Origin of the sequence: Paraburkholderia sp. Ac-20340, assembly GCF_017104965.1 — a bacterium.
In the GTDB taxonomy this organism is placed as follows: Bacteria; Pseudomonadota; Gammaproteobacteria; order Burkholderiales; family Burkholderiaceae; genus Paraburkholderia.
Genome location: NZ_JAAGPR010000056.1, coordinates 21,037 through 35,880, shown reverse-complemented (window position 1 = coordinate 35,880; position 14,844 = coordinate 21,037). Strand labels below are relative to the sequence as shown.

The following is a 14,844-nucleotide window of genomic DNA, read 5'->3' as shown; positions in this document are numbered from 1 at the left end:
AGTTGGTCCCACCCCTTCCCATCCCGAACAGGACCGTGAAACAACTCCACGCCGATGATAGTGCGGATTGCCCGTGTGAAAGTAGGTAATCGTCAGGCTCCTTATGCAGTACGTCCAGAACCCCGGTTGCTCCAAGCGAGAACCGGGGTTCTGGCGTTTACGCATTCAAAAAACCAGCAACTGCGTGATATCAAAACCCTAACCATCTCTGGGCACATTTCAGGACGTCATGCTGCGCCGCACATTATCATGAGCTGCGAAGCGCCGATATCGAACGCCTGATCTCATCACTCAAACAGAGGTGTGCCATGGCTGAACTGCTGCTCGGAAACGTCGAAGAGAATATTCCCGACGAGGAAATCAACGTCTTTTTGCAGAAGTACGGCTTCCCGCCGTATGACGAGATTCAGCGCATCGAAGGTGCCGGGCGCCCAGCTGCCTTGCTGCGCTACACCCACCTCAGCGACGAAGTGCTGCGCACGCTACAGACGCGTATCCACAATATCTTCTGGCACAACCGCACCATCAGCGCGCAGGTCGTACCCGTGCGCGAAGTCGATTAGACACGGCAATCGAAATCACCGCGCCCGGTCACCAACCGGGCGCGATGACATTAGCTAACCAGCACTTAGCCCACCAGCGAAGTGTTGTACGTCGTCCCGCCGATCACCACATTGCTCAACGTAATCGCATTTACGTTGTTCACGTAAATCGGCCCCGGATTGGTTGCCGATGCCGTGCCGCTGCACACCGGCGTTCCCAGATTGCAATTCGAGATCGTCACGGCGCTGATGGGCGGCACAGTCGGCGTGGGTGCCGGACCGTTGTAGTCCGCAGCAACCGGACCTTGAGCGACGATCGCCTGAAAGCACGAAGCCGTCGTGCTCCCGGATGTCACATTGCTGGCCGTCACGTTCGAAATATTGATGTTCTTCACCACCGGCGGACTGATGCGAACCGCATCGCCGGCAGGGCTGTAGTCGCAATCGAAGGTGATCAGACCGCCTTGCGAAGCCGCCGGATTCGAACCCGACGAGCTCGTCGTACCCACCGGAACCGACGCCGTAATCGGGCTCCCCGCGATCATATTGTTCGACCCATACCCCTTGCCGACGAGCGTAACGCCATTCGGCAGCGTCACGCCGTCGATCCAGACGTCCTGCACCGCGCCGCCGCGATTCATATTCGTCTTGATGCGAATGGCGATATTGAGCGGATTCGTCGCCCAATTCTCGTTAAGCATGTTCAGATTGCGCGCATAGATATTCTGGACTCCTGCACTCATTTCGCTGCCCAGCGTCAGGCCGCCGTGGCCGCTGTTCATCGTGCAATTCTGAATCACATGATTTTGTGCGGGACCATATTCGGTGTCGTTCGCCTTGCCAGACTTGATCGCGATACAGTCATCACCGGTATTGAATTTCACGCCATCGGCGAGCACGTAATTGCAGGCATCGGGATCGAAACCATCGTTGTTCGGACCGATGCTGTCCGCGAAAACCCCTTGAATTACGACGTTTTTGCAGTCGGTTGGATGGTGCTGCCAGAACGGCGTGTTTTGCGTGTGATAGTTCTGCATCAACACATTGGTACAGCCGATGAATTCCACCATACACGGCCGCAGGTAATGCCCATTGCCGAAAATGCGCTGCTCGACAGCCACGCCCAGTTCGGCTAAGGCGGGCAAATAGTTTTGATCCTGCGCCCACGACGTGCCCGTATCGAGCAGCGGCAACAAGGTCGCTGCATCGGGGTTCGTCATTGCCGAACTGCTGAGCGATGTGAGCGCCGCATTGTTCGGATTCACATACGCCTGCGATGGTGTCGATGAACCGGCACAACCATACGCGCCACTCGTGCCTTTGAAGGTCCACCAGCAAAACGACGCCGTCGTGCCGTTGGCCTGCGCGGGCGTCATCGATTGTCCGTTGAGAATCGACGTATCGCCTTCTCCGGTCAGGCCGATATTTTTCTGCTGATAGGCGTAAACCGGCGAGCCAAAGTTCAGGCAGTCGTTCGCCTGCCAGCGCGTCCAGTAGAGATTGCCGTTCGACGTCGTATGCGGGCCGTTCGTGGCGTAGTCGGCGGGATTCGGGCTGAAGTAGATCGTGCAGTTCGCGCTCAGGTGAAAATTGACATTGCTAAGCAGTACGATCGGACCGCCGCAATACCAGTTGCCCGCAGGCACGACCACGCGCCCGCCACCCGCGGCATTGGCGGCAATGATCGCGTTATTGAATGCCGTGTGCGAATCGAACGCCGTGCCGGTCAGCGCGGATGACACCATCTGATCCGCGCCTGGACTGGTGGGCGAGGCGCTCTGGCCGAGCCATGGAATCGCCGGGCTCCATGCCGTCGCCGCAACGACCTGCGTGGTCAGCGGTTGCGCGCCGTAGGCGGTGACCGTGAAGTCCACCGAGGCAAACATCGATGTCGTGATGCCCTGCAACGCATTGATGATCTGCTGCGCCGCGCCCGTGGAACCCCAGATGGGATCGACCGCAACCGGCGTCGTGCCGCCCGCCGACGCAGCCGTCGCCGAACTGTCGCCCACATTGCCGCCGCAGCCGGGCAAGCCGCCCAGCAGCGTCGCACCGGCGGTGGCGCCCGCGAACGCCATGAAGCTGCGGCGTCCCGGCGATGCTGGCGTGCCGGCTTTGCCGATCGGGTTGAAGCGCGAGTCGTTCTTTTGCGTTGTCATGGATGTCGCCTCCTGGTTGTCTCGATGAACTTGTTCTTCTGTGCCGCGTGCGCGGCGTGCCTGCCGTAAGCCGTAAGGATCGGCTGGTTTTGGACAGGAATTGTTGTTAGACAAGATATAGCTTGTCAAGCTACATGGCCCAGGTGATGACCCTGATTTGACAAGTTGATTGACGACATCGGCGACGCAGATCAAAGCGGAATTCATCTGAAGACACTGACTTGCGCATAGACGCAACAAATCAGACAAATACCGATAGACGTATTTTTTACGTATTAACTGAGCGTATTCAAAACGATTCGGTAATTACGGGATTCATTAATTTTGAATAATCAATACGCATAGTCCTAATTGTCGAAAAGCGAGAAACCGTCATGTTGCTAAAACAGCTTTTAGGGTAGTATTCGTGCCTGCCGGAAATAGCCGATCTCGGAAATTAAAGCGGTACGCGGCAAATAAACGGCCACGCGCACGCGGTAAAGCGCGCTGGTGCAAGAGAAGACCAATATCAATTCCAGGGCGTTTGATCCCATGAAGTTAACGCGCAAAAAGGCCGCGCTAACCGCTGCGGTTTTAATCGTTGCGCTGGTCGCCATTCAGGCGATTTGGCGACCATTCGGCGGCAAAGGAGCATTTCGCTCTCACGAAGCCGCATTCGATATTCGATATCCCGACGCAATCATCGACAGTGCCGCGCTTTCGCGTCTGCCGCGCGACATGATTCGCGTGCCGCTGCTGCATGCCTTGCTCACGCGCGATTTCGTCGACTATTACGAATCGAATGCCGCGCGTCTGTCGGCGGAAGGCGCCGTGCGGCGGCTCGCGTTCGAACACGATCTCGACTGGCGCGACGAACTGATCAAACGCGTCTTCGACGAACCCTCGCGTGTACTGCTCTGGCGCTCGCCCGACGGCCGGCTCGGCTACTGGGTCATGACGATGCACCGCAACGGTCTCGCCAAGCTGATGCAGGCCGTCGGCAATGTGGCGGCCGGCGATACGCAACTCAGCCAGGCGGCCACGCTTTCCGGCGGCGTGCCCGTGTATGCGCTCAAGCTCGCGGTCGGCCACACGCTGCTGTTCGCCGCGAAGGACGATCGCCTCGTGGTGATGTCGGAGCCGGGCATTCTGCTCGATGCGGATGGCAAGACCATCGGCGATCGCGCATCGGCGCTCGGCAAGATGCTCGACGATGGCGGCGCGGACGCCCTGCATACCTACCGCCTCGACGACACGCCCGCCGGTTTCAACGGCCATCGCCTGATCGTCTCGGTCAACTATCTGTCGTTCGGTTATCAGGCCTTTTTCTCGGGCGTGAACGCGGTGCGTTTCGACTTCGCCGCATCGGGCAAGAACGCCGGCGATGCCGATGCGAGCGGTGCATGGAGCACGGCCGCGCTGATCGATCCGGCCCACTTGCCGCAGCACTGGGATAGCGCCGATCTCTGGCGCGCGCTGCCCGCCAACGCCGCCGCTTGCGCGAGCCTGCCGGTGGACTGGAGCGACGCCGCCGATCTGTTCGACAAACTCGGCGACGGCGAACAGGCCGCATCGAAGATCGTGCGCGACAGCTTCGCCGGTCCCGCAGGCGTGTGCTGGTACGCGAAATCGACGCTGGTTGCGCCGGTGTTCGTCGCGCGTCTGAAGCCGCAAGCCGCGCAGGACGCAACGCAACTCGCCGCCATCAAGACGGCGCTCGCGGGCGTATTCGGCGACGCCATCGGCGCATACGAAGCGAAGGCGGGCAATGAAGCGGGTTATCGCCGCCTGCCGGTGAAGACGAGCGAACCGTCAGCGGGCGTCACGCTCTGGACGCGTGCCGTCAGCGCGCGTTCAGGCACGGCGCAAAGCGCGGGCTCGTCGTACGCGGCGCAGCTTTCGGCGCCGCGCTATTTCCCGGTCACGCTCGCGCTTGCGCACGGCTACGTGGTGTTCTCGCCGGATGCGCGCCTCGTGGACGACACGCTTGCCGTGCTCGACAAGCGCTATCCGGCCATCGCCGATACGCTTGCGCCGCAGCGCCTTGCGACCACCATGGTGTCGATCACGCCGGGCACTTCGGCAGCGCTCATCGAGCGCGAAGCGGGCCGCGCGCTACCCGCCGATCAGGAAGCGATCTTCCGCAACGCCGCGCGCACGCATCTGCTGCCGAAGCTGCACGCGGTCGCGAGCTATCCGCCGCTGGCCTTGAGCTTGCCGGACTCCCTGCCGTCTTCGCTGGGCTGGGTGCCGGTCGAGTGGCATTTCGAGGCGCGCGCGAGTGCGTCGCCGCGCGGCGATGCGGCGGCGGGGCGTCCGCTCGGTGCGGGTCCGAAAAACACGGACGACGACACCACCGCCGCACCCGCGAGCCCGGACGCGCAAGCCGCCCAGCCAGCCCAACCCGGCACGGGCGACGACTGACCATGCGCCGCCGGTTTCTTCAACGCTGCGCGGCTGCGCTGGGCCTCGCGCTCGTGCGTCCCGCGTGGGCGCTCATGCCGACCCAGGCCGCGCCCGATCCCGATGCGCTCACGCCCGAGCAATCGGCGATCTTTCGCGCGTGGTTCGTGCGTATCGTCGATCAGCAGATGCGCAGCGGCCCCACGCCACGCTGGACCCAGCGCGACTGCGCGGGCCTCGTGCGCTTCGCCGCCATGGAAGCGCTGCGCGAGCACGACGCACGCTGGCTCAAGGCGAACGGCATGAATGGCGTCGCCGATGCAAGCCGCCTGCCGCCCGAGTTGCAGTTGAACGCGCAGCAGCGCGCGCTGGCGAGCCGCTGGACCCGCATCGACGGCAGCGTGGGCGCCTATGCCTCGGCGATCGCGCTGATTCAACGCAACAGCCGCTTCGTTTCGCGCGACGTCAATCAGGCCTGGCCGGGCGATCTGCTGTTCTTCGATCAAGGCGACGACCAGCATCTGATGATCTGGCTCGACCGCTACATCGCTTATCACACGGGCACCGTCACACCGACCGATAGCGGTCTGCGTGCCGTCGCCGTTTCCGACCTGATGCAATGGAAAGATTCCCGCTGGCAGCCGTTCGACGGCAATCCGAACTTCGTCGGTGTGTTTCGTTTCGCGTTCCTGACGCCATGAGTGCCGCCATGCAACGTCTCTTCGTTTCCCTGTTCGCCATTCTGATGCTGCTCGGCGCGGGTCTCGCGCCCGCCTGGGCCGACGACGACCCCGCACAGCAGAACATCGACGCCAACCCCACGCTAGGCGCGCCCAATCCGAGCAACTACGACAGCCAGACCGTACAAGGCCAGCCGTTCTTCCTGCTCTCCGATGCGAGTTACGGCAGCAACCAGCTCGCGCAGGTGCGTCTGGAAGCGCCGGGCCGCGAATACCAGTCGGAGCTCGAAGGCTACGGCGGCGCGGATATCGTGGTCTACAAGGTGCCGAATCCGCTCGCGTTCCTGAAGGCGCAGAAGAATCTGCATCGTCTGAATATCAAGCCGAATTACCAGGGCGAAGGCCTCGCGAACACGCTCGCGTATCTCTGGGACCGCTGGCTCAGCGACGCGCGCCGCGCCTGGCAGCGCGTACTGTCGTTCGCGACGCGCAGCAAGGTCACGGAAGCGAAGCCCGAATTCAAGCTCGGCGATCAGGTGAGCGCGCCCACGCATTTCGAGCCCGAATCGCATTTCGCGCCGCTGCGCGGCTATGACCTCGTGGCGCGCTTCCGCTATCCGATCTGGAATGCGAAGACGATCCAGCCGCCCAAGGGCGTCGATCTGGCAGGCAGCAGCAGCAACTTTGTCGAGGCATCGTCGGGCAACGTGATGATTCCGGTCGGCAAGCTGCCGCCGGGCCTCTATCTCGTCGAGGCGATGATCGGAAACTACCGCGCGCATACGCTGCTGTTCGTTTCCGATACGGTCGCCGTGGTGAAGGCGGCGTCGAGCGGCATGCTCGTGTGGACCACGCGCCGCGATAACGGCAAACCGGTGCCCAATACCGAAGTCAACTGGACCGATGGCGTAGGCGTGCTGCAAAGCGGCTCGACCGGCGCGGACGGCGCGCTCGTGCTCGATCACGTCTCGCCCGAGCGCAGTTATGTGATCGGCAGCGATCCGCAGGGCGGGGTTTTCGTTTCGGAAAACTTCTATTACGACAGCGAGATCTACAACACCAAGATCTATTCGGTCACGGATCGTCCGCTTTATCGGCCGGGCGATACGGTGCACGTGAAGTTCATCGGCCGCACGTTCCAGAGCGCGAACCAGTCGACGGCGCCCGCCGCCGCGCAACTCAAGCTCGATGTCGTCGATCCGAACGGCGCGCCCATCGCCACGCGCAATGTGGATTTCGCCTCGGAAACCGGCGGCGAAACCACCTTCACCTTGCCGACCACGGCGCAGGGCGGCGGCTACACGCTGCGCTTCGACTACAACGGCGATACCTACGGCGGCGCCTTCCGCGTGGCGGATTACGTGAAGCCGCACTTCGACGTCAATCTCACGATGGACAAGTCCGATTACGCGACCGGCGACACGCCCAAGGGCAAGATCGCGCTGCGCTACCCGGACGGCAAACCGGTGAAGGACGGCAAGGTATCGGTGACCTTGCGCGCGCAGAAAGTCGCGATCGTCGATGGCGAACTGCGTTACTCGGGTCTCTTTCCGGTGAAGCTCGAACAGCAGGAACTGGAAACCGATAGCGACGGCAACGCCACGCTCACGCTGCCCGCCGCGAAGGAGCCGAGCCGCTACGCGCTCACGCTGTTCGCACGCGACGGCGCGGCGTATCGCGTGCGTGTGACGCGCGAAGTGCTGATCGCGCGCGGCGCGACGCCGTACCGGCTGAGCACGGCGAAGTCGTTCTCGCAGCCGCACGAGAGCGTGACGTTCACGCTCGCCGCGCTGGCGAATAACACCACCGGCGCGAACGCGCCCACGCCGCACAAGCCCGCGAAGTGGGAATGGACGCGCCTCGAATCGCAGACCAAAACCGAAGGCACGCTGCCCGCAGCGGGCGCGGACGGCCGCGTGAGTTTCCCGCTGCAATTCGACCAGCCCGGCTCGTACATGCTGTCGGTGAAGGACGATGCGGGCAATCTGCTCGCGGCGGCCAGCCACTGGGTGGCGGGCGATGGCCTCAAGGCGATTCCGGGCAGCGTCGAGATCGTGTTCGATCGCGATCACTACCAGATCGGCGATACGGCCGAAGCGCTCATCACCTTCCCGTATGCCGTGGACGACGCGCTGCTCACGCTCGAACGCGACAAGGTCGAAGCGCGCGCGCTGCTTTCGAAGGGCGCGGACTGGCTGAGCCTCACGCGCGTCGCGCCGACGCAATGGAAGGCGCGTATCAAGGTCGGCCCGGAATTCGCGCCGAACATGACGTTCTCGGTGCTCTACGTGCACGACGGCGAGTACGTGTTCCAGAACGCGGGCATCGTGGTCGCCAAACCGTCGATCGATCTGAGCGTCAAGAGCGACAAGCCGGTGTATCAGCCCGGCGAAACCGTCACGCTCGATCTCGGCAGCGCGCTGGCCGGCAAGCCCTTGCCCGCGCATCTGACCGTGAGCGTGGTCGACGAAATGGTCTATGTGCTGCAGCCGGAAATCGCGCCGGACATTTCCGACTTCTTCTATCACCCGCGCCGCAACAACGTGCGCACCACGTCGAGCCTGTCGTTCATCACCTACGACCTGGCGCTTTCGGCGATGCGCGGCGCGCCGGGCGGCCCGCAACGCGGCCAGTACAACGAGCGCGGCGTGAAGGTGCTGGAGCGTCCGCGTCGCGACGATATCGACACGGCAGCATGGCAAGCCGATCTGCAAACCGATGCGAGCGGCCACGCCCGCATGACCTTCCGCATGCCCGATGCGCTCGCGCGCTGGCGCGTCACCGTGCGCGCGATTTCGGCGGACGGGACGGTGGGGCAGCGCACGGCCTATGTGCGTTCGGACAAACCGCTCTATCTGAAGTGGAGCGGCCCGTCGAGCTTCCGTAGCGGCGACCAGCCCGTGATCGACATGATCGCGTTCAATCAGGGCAACGCCGACGTGGACGCGCAATGGACCGTGAGCGGCGCGGGTCTTGCGGTCGACCGCAAGGTCACGCTCAAGCCGGGCGCGAACTATCTGGCCTTGCCGCGCGTGGCGCTCACGCCGGGTCTCGTCGATGCGAGCGTGCGCGTGAACGGCAAGGAACTCGATCATCTGCAGACCACGGTGAAGCTGGGCGCGCCGGGCTGGCTCGATCTGCGCGAAGTGCCGGTGACGCTCGACGCGAATCCGAAGCCGCTCGCGCTTGCGCCCGATGCGCAGGACGTGCGCGTGCGACTCGTGTCGAACGGCACGAGCCAGTTCGCGCGCGTGGCCGACGATCTCATCGAGTATCCGTACGGTTGCGCCGAGCAGACCTCGAGCCGCCTGATTCCGCTCGCCCTGGCGCACGACGTGCTGGGCCGCAATGCCGATGGCGCCGCGCCGCAAAGCACGACGCAGGGCATCGAAGCGCGCCTGCGCAACCAGCGTCAGCGTCTTGCGCTGCTCGCGGGCATCAACGGCGCATTCGGCTGGTGGGGCGATACCACGGGCGGCAGCGCGTTCATCACGGCCTACGCGTATTACGCGGACTGGCTCGCGAGCCGCAGCCTCGGCATCACGCTGCCGGACAGCAACTGGCAGCACGCGCTCGACGTCTATCGCGACGAAGGTGCGAAGGAGCCCTTGCTGCATCGCGCGCTCGCGCTCTGGCTGCTGCAGCAGATGGGCCTGCCGGTCGCGACGCCGGTGTCGGGCGTGGCGGGTCAGCTCGCGCAACAGACATCGGCGATGTTCGATCAGCAAACCAAGGCATCGCGCGATAACTACGGTGTCGAAGACAGCCTCGTGTTCGCCGCGCCGGATTCGCCGCGCGGCTTGCAGGCGGCGGCGATCCTCACGGCCTACACGGCGCACGCGACCAACGCGAGTCTGCCCGAAGGCTTCGAGCCGCTGGCCGCGCGCGCCCGCGCCGCGCTGATGACGAACCCCACGCCGCTGATCCAGAGCCTGCTGGCGATGGCAGGCGACGCCGGCACGCCGGTCGATGCGAACGCCGTGCTCGCACAGAGCAGCGCGTCGTATCCGACCGTCGACCGCGCGCTTACGCTGCTGTGGCTGCGCAAGGCGATGGCGGGTTCGCGCAGCGGCGACGCCGCGCAACCCTTGCCCGCGTTGCAGGGCAGCGGCTGGGCGCGCACGACTTCGCCCACGGGCGCGAGCCTCTGGAAGTGGACGGGCACGGCGCTGCCGACGTCGCTCGACGTGGGTTCGGCACGCCCGGACGTGGCCGCGCTGGTCTCGTACCGCAGCCGCGCGGTGCAGCAAAGCCGACTGCCCGTGAAGATCGAGCGCACCTTCTATCGACTTGATCCGATCGCGCCGAAATCCGACGCCGACAAGGCCGAAGGTCACTTCACGTTCTCCGCGCATCGCGTGAAAGCGGGCGACGCGATCGACAGCAACGCGCTTTACGTCGATGAAGTCACGCTTACGCCGCAGGATCAGGCGGCGCTGCATTACGGTCTGCTCGACGTGCCGCTGCCGCCGGGCGGCTCGGTCGAAGCGACGAGCTGGGGTGTGAGCATCGACGGTCTTCCGGGTCCGGGCGAAGGCGGTAGCGGTCCGCAGCCGTTCGCGCGCGCGGCCAGCTATGAAATGGGCGATCTCAGCTATCACCAGCCTGTGCCTTTGCTCGATCGTCCGGTGTCGCTGCGCCAGCTTGTGCGTTTCGCGCTGCCGGGCACCTTCACGATGCCGCCGGCGCGCTACTTCCGCATGTATCAGCCGGAGCAGAAGGCGTATCAGGGCGGCAGCAGCGACCGCATGGTCACGCTGCGCATCGAGTGAGGCGAAGGTGAGGGCGCGTCTTTGCGTTCGGCTCGTGACGTGGCTGCTTGCGCTGGCTTGCGCAAGCGCCGCCGCGAGCGCGCATGCCGAAGGCGCGGCGTTGCGCTTCGCGTGGCTGCGCGACGGCAATGCGCGTCTGTGGACCTTCGATACCGCGAGCGAAACCGTTCCTCCCGGCGCGGGCGAAGCGCTCCCGGCGACGCTCGACACGCAGCTCGGCAGCGTCTGGAAGCTGTTCGTCTACGCGTACGTGGTGGATCGGCAGATTCCCGCGCCCGACTATCAATGCGAAGGCGGCGACCGCGAAGAGGTCTACTGCTGCATGACGGGCGGCCACATCGACCGCGATCGCGCGCTGGTGCAGTCATGTGGACTGTTCTTCGAGCCGCACCGTCTACAACTCGATCCGGCCGGCTGGCGCCAATATTGGCGCGCGCGTAAAGCGCCTGCGTGGCTGCAGGATCTCTACGCGCTGAAGCCGGCCAGGCGCGTGCGCGTGGCGGATCTGCTCGCGGCCTTGCAGTCGATTCCATCGCATGCGCGCGACGACACCGGCAACACGCTGGTTTCGGTCGTCACGAGCGGGCGCGGCGAGGGCACGGTGTCGCTATATGGCAGCTTGCTGCGCGCGAAAACCTGGACGATGCCCGATGCGTCGGGCGGCTACGAAGGCGGCGCAGCGGGTTGGCTCGCCGATGGCACGCCGGTCTGGATGGGCGGGCGCGGCGGCAGCGTGCGCGTGCTGGCGGCCGCCGCGCCGCGCATCGCGCCGCTGGTCGCGCAAACGACGGTCGCGGACGATCGCGCCTGCGTGAGCGTCGAATTTTTCTCGCGTTACCCCATCCGCAATGTCTTCGATACGCGCGCGGGCGGGCGCGCAGTGCCAGCTGGCCTGCTCGACGGCAGCTTCAACGTGGCATTCGAAAACGGCAATTCGCTGCCGATCGAAAGTCATGGCGATATGCGCCTCGATCGCGCCGATGACGGCAAGCTGCACATCGTCGGGCGCTTTGGCATGAACGACTACATCGCGCGCGTGGTCGAGCGCGAAGGCGACACGGCGCAGCCGCAGGCGGCGCGCGCGCTCGCCGTGGCGGCGCGCAGCTATCTCGTGCAGAACGCCGGGCGCGAGCGCGGCTGCTACGAGATCGACGACAGCAGCCGCGCGCAGCGCGTGTTGCCGCGTGCGCCGCGCGCCGCGTCGCGCAATGCCGCCGATTTCACCGACGGCCTCGTGCTCGCGGGCGTGCCCGTGCAGTTCCATCACGACAAGGCGGCGCCGGGGCAGATGAGCTGGCTCGACGCCAAAGCCGCCGCGCAACGCGGCCTGACGTTCGACGCGATTCTCGCGCGCACCTGGCCGCAAGCCACGCTCACCTCGTTCGCGAGTCCGCTGGCGGGCGACTGCGAACCGGTGATGGGCGCGCGCGACTGGCTGGGCCGCGAGGCGCCGCTCTGGGCGCGGCGCCTGGCCGGCGAGCCAGGTTATGAGGAGCCCGAACTACCGGCGGTGTGCGAAGTCACCTCGGGCCGTCCTTATGCCGATGCCGGGCGCAATCGCGTCTATATCCGCCGTCTGCGCTCCGACGACGACCGCATCGCGCTCACGCATGAATATCTGCATCTCGCTTTCGCGCATCATCCGCGCGGACAGGATGAGACGTTCATCGAGCAGACCGCGCGCAAGCTGATTCTCACAGGAAGTTGAATGACGATGAAACCGTTCGCGCAAGCGCTCACTTTCGCTACGACGCTGGCCTGCGTCGGCGCGTTGTCGATGACCAGCGGCAATGCGCTGGCGGCCGGCGACGGCCAGGATAAGCCGGATAGCGGCGGCACGCTCGCCCGCATCACCGGCGCGTTCAACGGCTGGCGTCACAGCGGCCTCACGAACGAAGGCGAGCAGTATGTTGCGGCGTATCCGCGTCCGCCCGTCGATCGCGGCTCGCAGCGCTTTCGCACGCTGATCGAAGGTCAGTTGAAGCACGTCGATCCGCATGCGCGCCGTCCGCCCACGCTCGTCATCAACGGCAACGCCACGCCGCTTTACACCGACGAGCAAGGCTGGTTCGCGCGTCCCTGGGCGTTCGGCGCAGGCTCGAACAGCATCGAGATCATTTCGCCGGACGGCACGAAGCATCAGCGCATGCAGTTCTACGAGGCCGATCGCACCAAGCCGCAGGCCAAACTGCGCGCGATCGTGACGTGGGACGATCCGCACGCGCAGGTCGATCTGCATGTGATTACGCCGGACGGCTTGCACGCGTTCTTCGCGAATCCGACGCTGGAAGACGGCAGCGGTTTCGATGTCGATTCCGTCGATGGCGCGGGTCCGGGGATTTTTTCGTCGGCGGCGCCCGAGCATGGAACCTGGCTATTCTTCCTGAATTACTGGGGCAATTTCGATTCGACCGGCTATAACTTCGACGCCCATGCGCACGATCGCGAAGTCATCACCGCAACGCTTACGCTCGTGTTCAACGAGAACACGCCGAACGAGCGCCGCGAGACGCGCGTGGTGCCGCTGCGCAAGATCGGCGATCTGTTGCTCGTGAAGAGCGAGCAGCTATAAACACGCAACGGCAAACCGGCCCACGAAGGCGAACCCACATGAAAGCGATCTCGCTCAAACAACGTCCCGCGCGCCACGGCCTGGCCGCTGTTGCGCTTGCGATCTGCGCGGGCGCGGCGCACGCCGACACCATCGACTTCACTGCGCCGCTGAACGGCTGGCGCAATTCGGCCGGCGACGAAGCGCGTTACACGCAGGATGTCCACTATCCGGCGGTGGCGGTGAGCACGCCCGAAGGCCAGAGCGCGAACGCGCTGATCGCCGGGCAGATCAAGGCGGCGCCGAAAGCGAAGGCGGGGACGTCGGTGGGCACGCTGGTCGTGAACGGCACGCCGATGCCGCAGCGCATCGAAGAAGACGGCACGTTCTCGCGGCCGTTTGCGTTCGGCGCGGGCAGCAATAGCGTCGAGTTGCGCACCCAGGACGGCACGAAAAAGCGCGTGCAGTTCTACGATGCCTACGCGAACAAGACGCACGCGCGCCTGCGCATCGTGCTCGCCTGGGACACCGACGGCACTGACCTCGACCTGCATGTGGTGTCGCCCGACGGCGTGCACACGTTCTACGCCGATCGCGTCGCGCCCAACGGCGGCGCGCTCGACGTGGACGTGACGACCGGCTACGGTCCCGAAATCTATTCGAGCGCCGCGCCGCTGCACGGCACGTATCTGGTGTACGTGAACTACTACGGCAGCGGCAACAGCGGCAGCGACATGACGGTGGCGCAGATCACCATCATCACAGACGAAGGCACGCCGAACGAGAAGAGCGAAACGATCCGCGCACCGATGCGCAAGGCCGGCGAACTGACGCTCGTGAAGCGCTTCACGATTCCCTGATTTCCTGAGCGCTCACGAGCGCGTTCTCACTGCGCTTTGCCGAACAGATCGTTGAGCGCATGGCCAGGCGCGGCGTCGATAAAACCATCGAAGCGGCCTTCCTTGAGCGTTTCCACCGCGCGGATAAATCCGCCCCACGCCGCGCGCGCCAGCGCGCCGCCGACGCTCACGCGCCGCACGCCCATCGCCGCGAGTTCCGGCACCGTGAACGCCGATACCGATCCCACCAGCACATTCACCGGCTTCGGCGCGACGGCGGCCACGACCGCCTCGATCTGTTCGCGCGTGTGCAGGCCCGGCGCGTAGAGGCAGTCCGCGCCTGCATCCGCGTAAGCCTTGAGGCGCGCGATGGCATCGGCGAGATCGGGCACGCCCGCGACGAAGTTCTCCGCCCGGCCGATCAGCAAGGTATCGCCGCCGCGCGCGTCGATGGCGCTGCGCGCGGCCTTCATGCGTTCGACGGCGACGTGCAGCGGCAGGAGCGGCGCGCCGTCGTTGCCGGTGGAGTCTTCGATGGAAAGCCCTGCGATGCCGGTATCGACCGCGAGTCCCACGCTTTCGGCCACGCCCGCCGCGTCGGCGCCGAAGCCGCTTTCGAAGTCGGCGTTGACGGGCAGATTCGTCGCCGCCACGATGTCGCGCAGATGGGCCAGCACGGCATCGCGCGAGACGTGGTTGTCGGCGTGAGCGTGCGACCACGCGAAACCCGAACTCGTCGTCGCGAGCGCCTTGAAGCCGGCGCTTTCCAGATAGCGGGCGCTGCCTGCGTCCCACGGATTCGGCAATACGAAGCAGCCCGAAGCATGCAGGGCGCGGAATGCGGCGCGTTTTTCCGCGACGCTGCGGGGCGTGGTGGGCATGGAGTGTCTCCTGAACGTGTTGGGTGCATGAAGAGGCA

The 14,844-nt window shown here is 64.9% G+C and carries 9 protein-coding genes; 7 read left to right on the top strand and 2 right to left on the bottom strand.

Features of this window, described 5'->3' with window-relative positions; all coding sequences use genetic code 11:
- The first annotated feature begins 308 nt into the window (after positions 1 to 308).
- On the top strand, positions 309 to 563 hold the full coding sequence (locus G3N59_RS35715) for an RNA-binding protein (RefSeq protein WP_205987704.1): 255 nt from the start codon (positions 309 to 311) through the stop codon (positions 561 to 563).
- 65 nt (positions 564 to 628) lie between these two features.
- On the opposite strand, the gene G3N59_RS35710 is transcribed toward G3N59_RS35715, so the two are convergent.
- Positions 629 to 2,701 carry a glycoside hydrolase family 28 protein gene (locus G3N59_RS35710; RefSeq protein WP_241024818.1) on the bottom strand — a complete coding sequence of 691 codons (2,073 nt, stop codon included), beginning with the start codon at positions 2,699 to 2,701 and terminating at the stop codon, positions 629 to 631.
- Between the two features lie 531 nt (positions 2,702 to 3,232).
- Between G3N59_RS35710 and G3N59_RS35705 the strand changes: the two genes are divergently transcribed.
- The 6 genes from G3N59_RS35705 to G3N59_RS35680 all read left to right on the top strand — a co-directional run bounded on the left by G3N59_RS35705 (position 3,233) and on the right by G3N59_RS35680 (position 13,946).
- Positions 3,233 to 5,104 carry a DUF2138 family protein gene (locus G3N59_RS35705; RefSeq protein WP_205987703.1) on the top strand — a complete coding sequence of 624 codons (1,872 nt, stop codon included), beginning with the start codon at positions 3,233 to 3,235 and terminating at the stop codon, positions 5,102 to 5,104.
- Positions 5,105 to 5,106: 2 nt separating this feature from the next.
- The gene (locus G3N59_RS35700) at positions 5,107 to 5,784 is read left to right on the top strand and encodes a DUF1175 family protein (protein ID WP_205987702.1); all 678 of its coding nucleotides are present in this window, start codon (positions 5,107 to 5,109) and stop codon (positions 5,782 to 5,784) included.
- A gap of 8 nt (positions 5,785 to 5,792) precedes the next feature.
- Positions 5,793 to 10,535, top strand: a complete 4,743-nt coding sequence (locus G3N59_RS35695) for an alpha-2-macroglobulin (RefSeq protein ID WP_241024817.1) — start codon at positions 5,793 to 5,795, stop codon at positions 10,533 to 10,535.
- 43 nt (positions 10,536 to 10,578) lie between these two features.
- Positions 10,579 to 12,243: a DUF2300 domain-containing protein gene (locus tag G3N59_RS35690; protein ID WP_241024822.1), complete on the top strand. Its 1,665-nt coding sequence runs from the start codon at positions 10,579 to 10,581 to the stop codon at positions 12,241 to 12,243.
- A 69-nt stretch (positions 12,244 to 12,312) separates the two neighbouring features.
- Positions 12,313 to 13,107 (top strand): DUF2135 domain-containing protein, encoded by a 795-nt coding sequence (locus G3N59_RS35685; RefSeq protein WP_205987710.1) that lies wholly within the window; start codon positions 12,313 to 12,315, stop codon positions 13,105 to 13,107.
- A 38-nt stretch (positions 13,108 to 13,145) separates the two neighbouring features.
- Positions 13,146 to 13,946 (top strand): DUF2135 domain-containing protein, encoded by an 801-nt coding sequence (locus tag G3N59_RS35680; protein WP_205987699.1) that lies wholly within the window; start codon positions 13,146 to 13,148, stop codon positions 13,944 to 13,946.
- 26 nt (positions 13,947 to 13,972) lie between these two features.
- Here G3N59_RS35680 and G3N59_RS35675 read toward each other — a convergent pair whose 3' ends face one another.
- Entirely contained in the window at positions 13,973 to 14,806 is an 834-nt protein-coding gene (locus tag G3N59_RS35675) for an isocitrate lyase/phosphoenolpyruvate mutase family protein (protein WP_205987698.1), read from the bottom strand.
- Between the last annotated feature and the right edge of the window lie 38 nt (positions 14,807 to 14,844).

Excerpts from the sequence above, each read along its gene's own strand:
- G3N59_RS35715 (WP_205987704.1), top strand. The coding sequence starts at position 309 with ATGGCTGAACTGCTGCTCGGAAACGTCGAAGAGAATATTCCCGACGAG.
- G3N59_RS35710 (WP_241024818.1), bottom strand. The coding sequence starts at position 2,701 with ATGACAACGCAAAAGAACGACTCGCGCTTCAACCCGATCGGCAAAGCC.
- G3N59_RS35705 (WP_205987703.1), top strand. The coding sequence starts at position 3,233 with ATGAAGTTAACGCGCAAAAAGGCCGCGCTAACCGCTGCGGTTTTAATC.
- G3N59_RS35700 (WP_205987702.1), top strand. The coding sequence starts at position 5,107 with ATGCGCCGCCGGTTTCTTCAACGCTGCGCGGCTGCGCTGGGCCTCGCG.
- G3N59_RS35695 (WP_241024817.1), top strand. The coding sequence starts at position 5,793 with ATGCAACGTCTCTTCGTTTCCCTGTTCGCCATTCTGATGCTGCTCGGC.
- G3N59_RS35685 (WP_205987710.1), top strand. The coding sequence starts at position 12,313 with ATGACCAGCGGCAATGCGCTGGCGGCCGGCGACGGCCAGGATAAGCCG.
- G3N59_RS35680 (WP_205987699.1), top strand. The coding sequence starts at position 13,146 with ATGAAAGCGATCTCGCTCAAACAACGTCCCGCGCGCCACGGCCTGGCC.
- G3N59_RS35675 (WP_205987698.1), bottom strand. The coding sequence starts at position 14,806 with ATGCCCACCACGCCCCGCAGCGTCGCGGAAAAACGCGCCGCATTCCGC.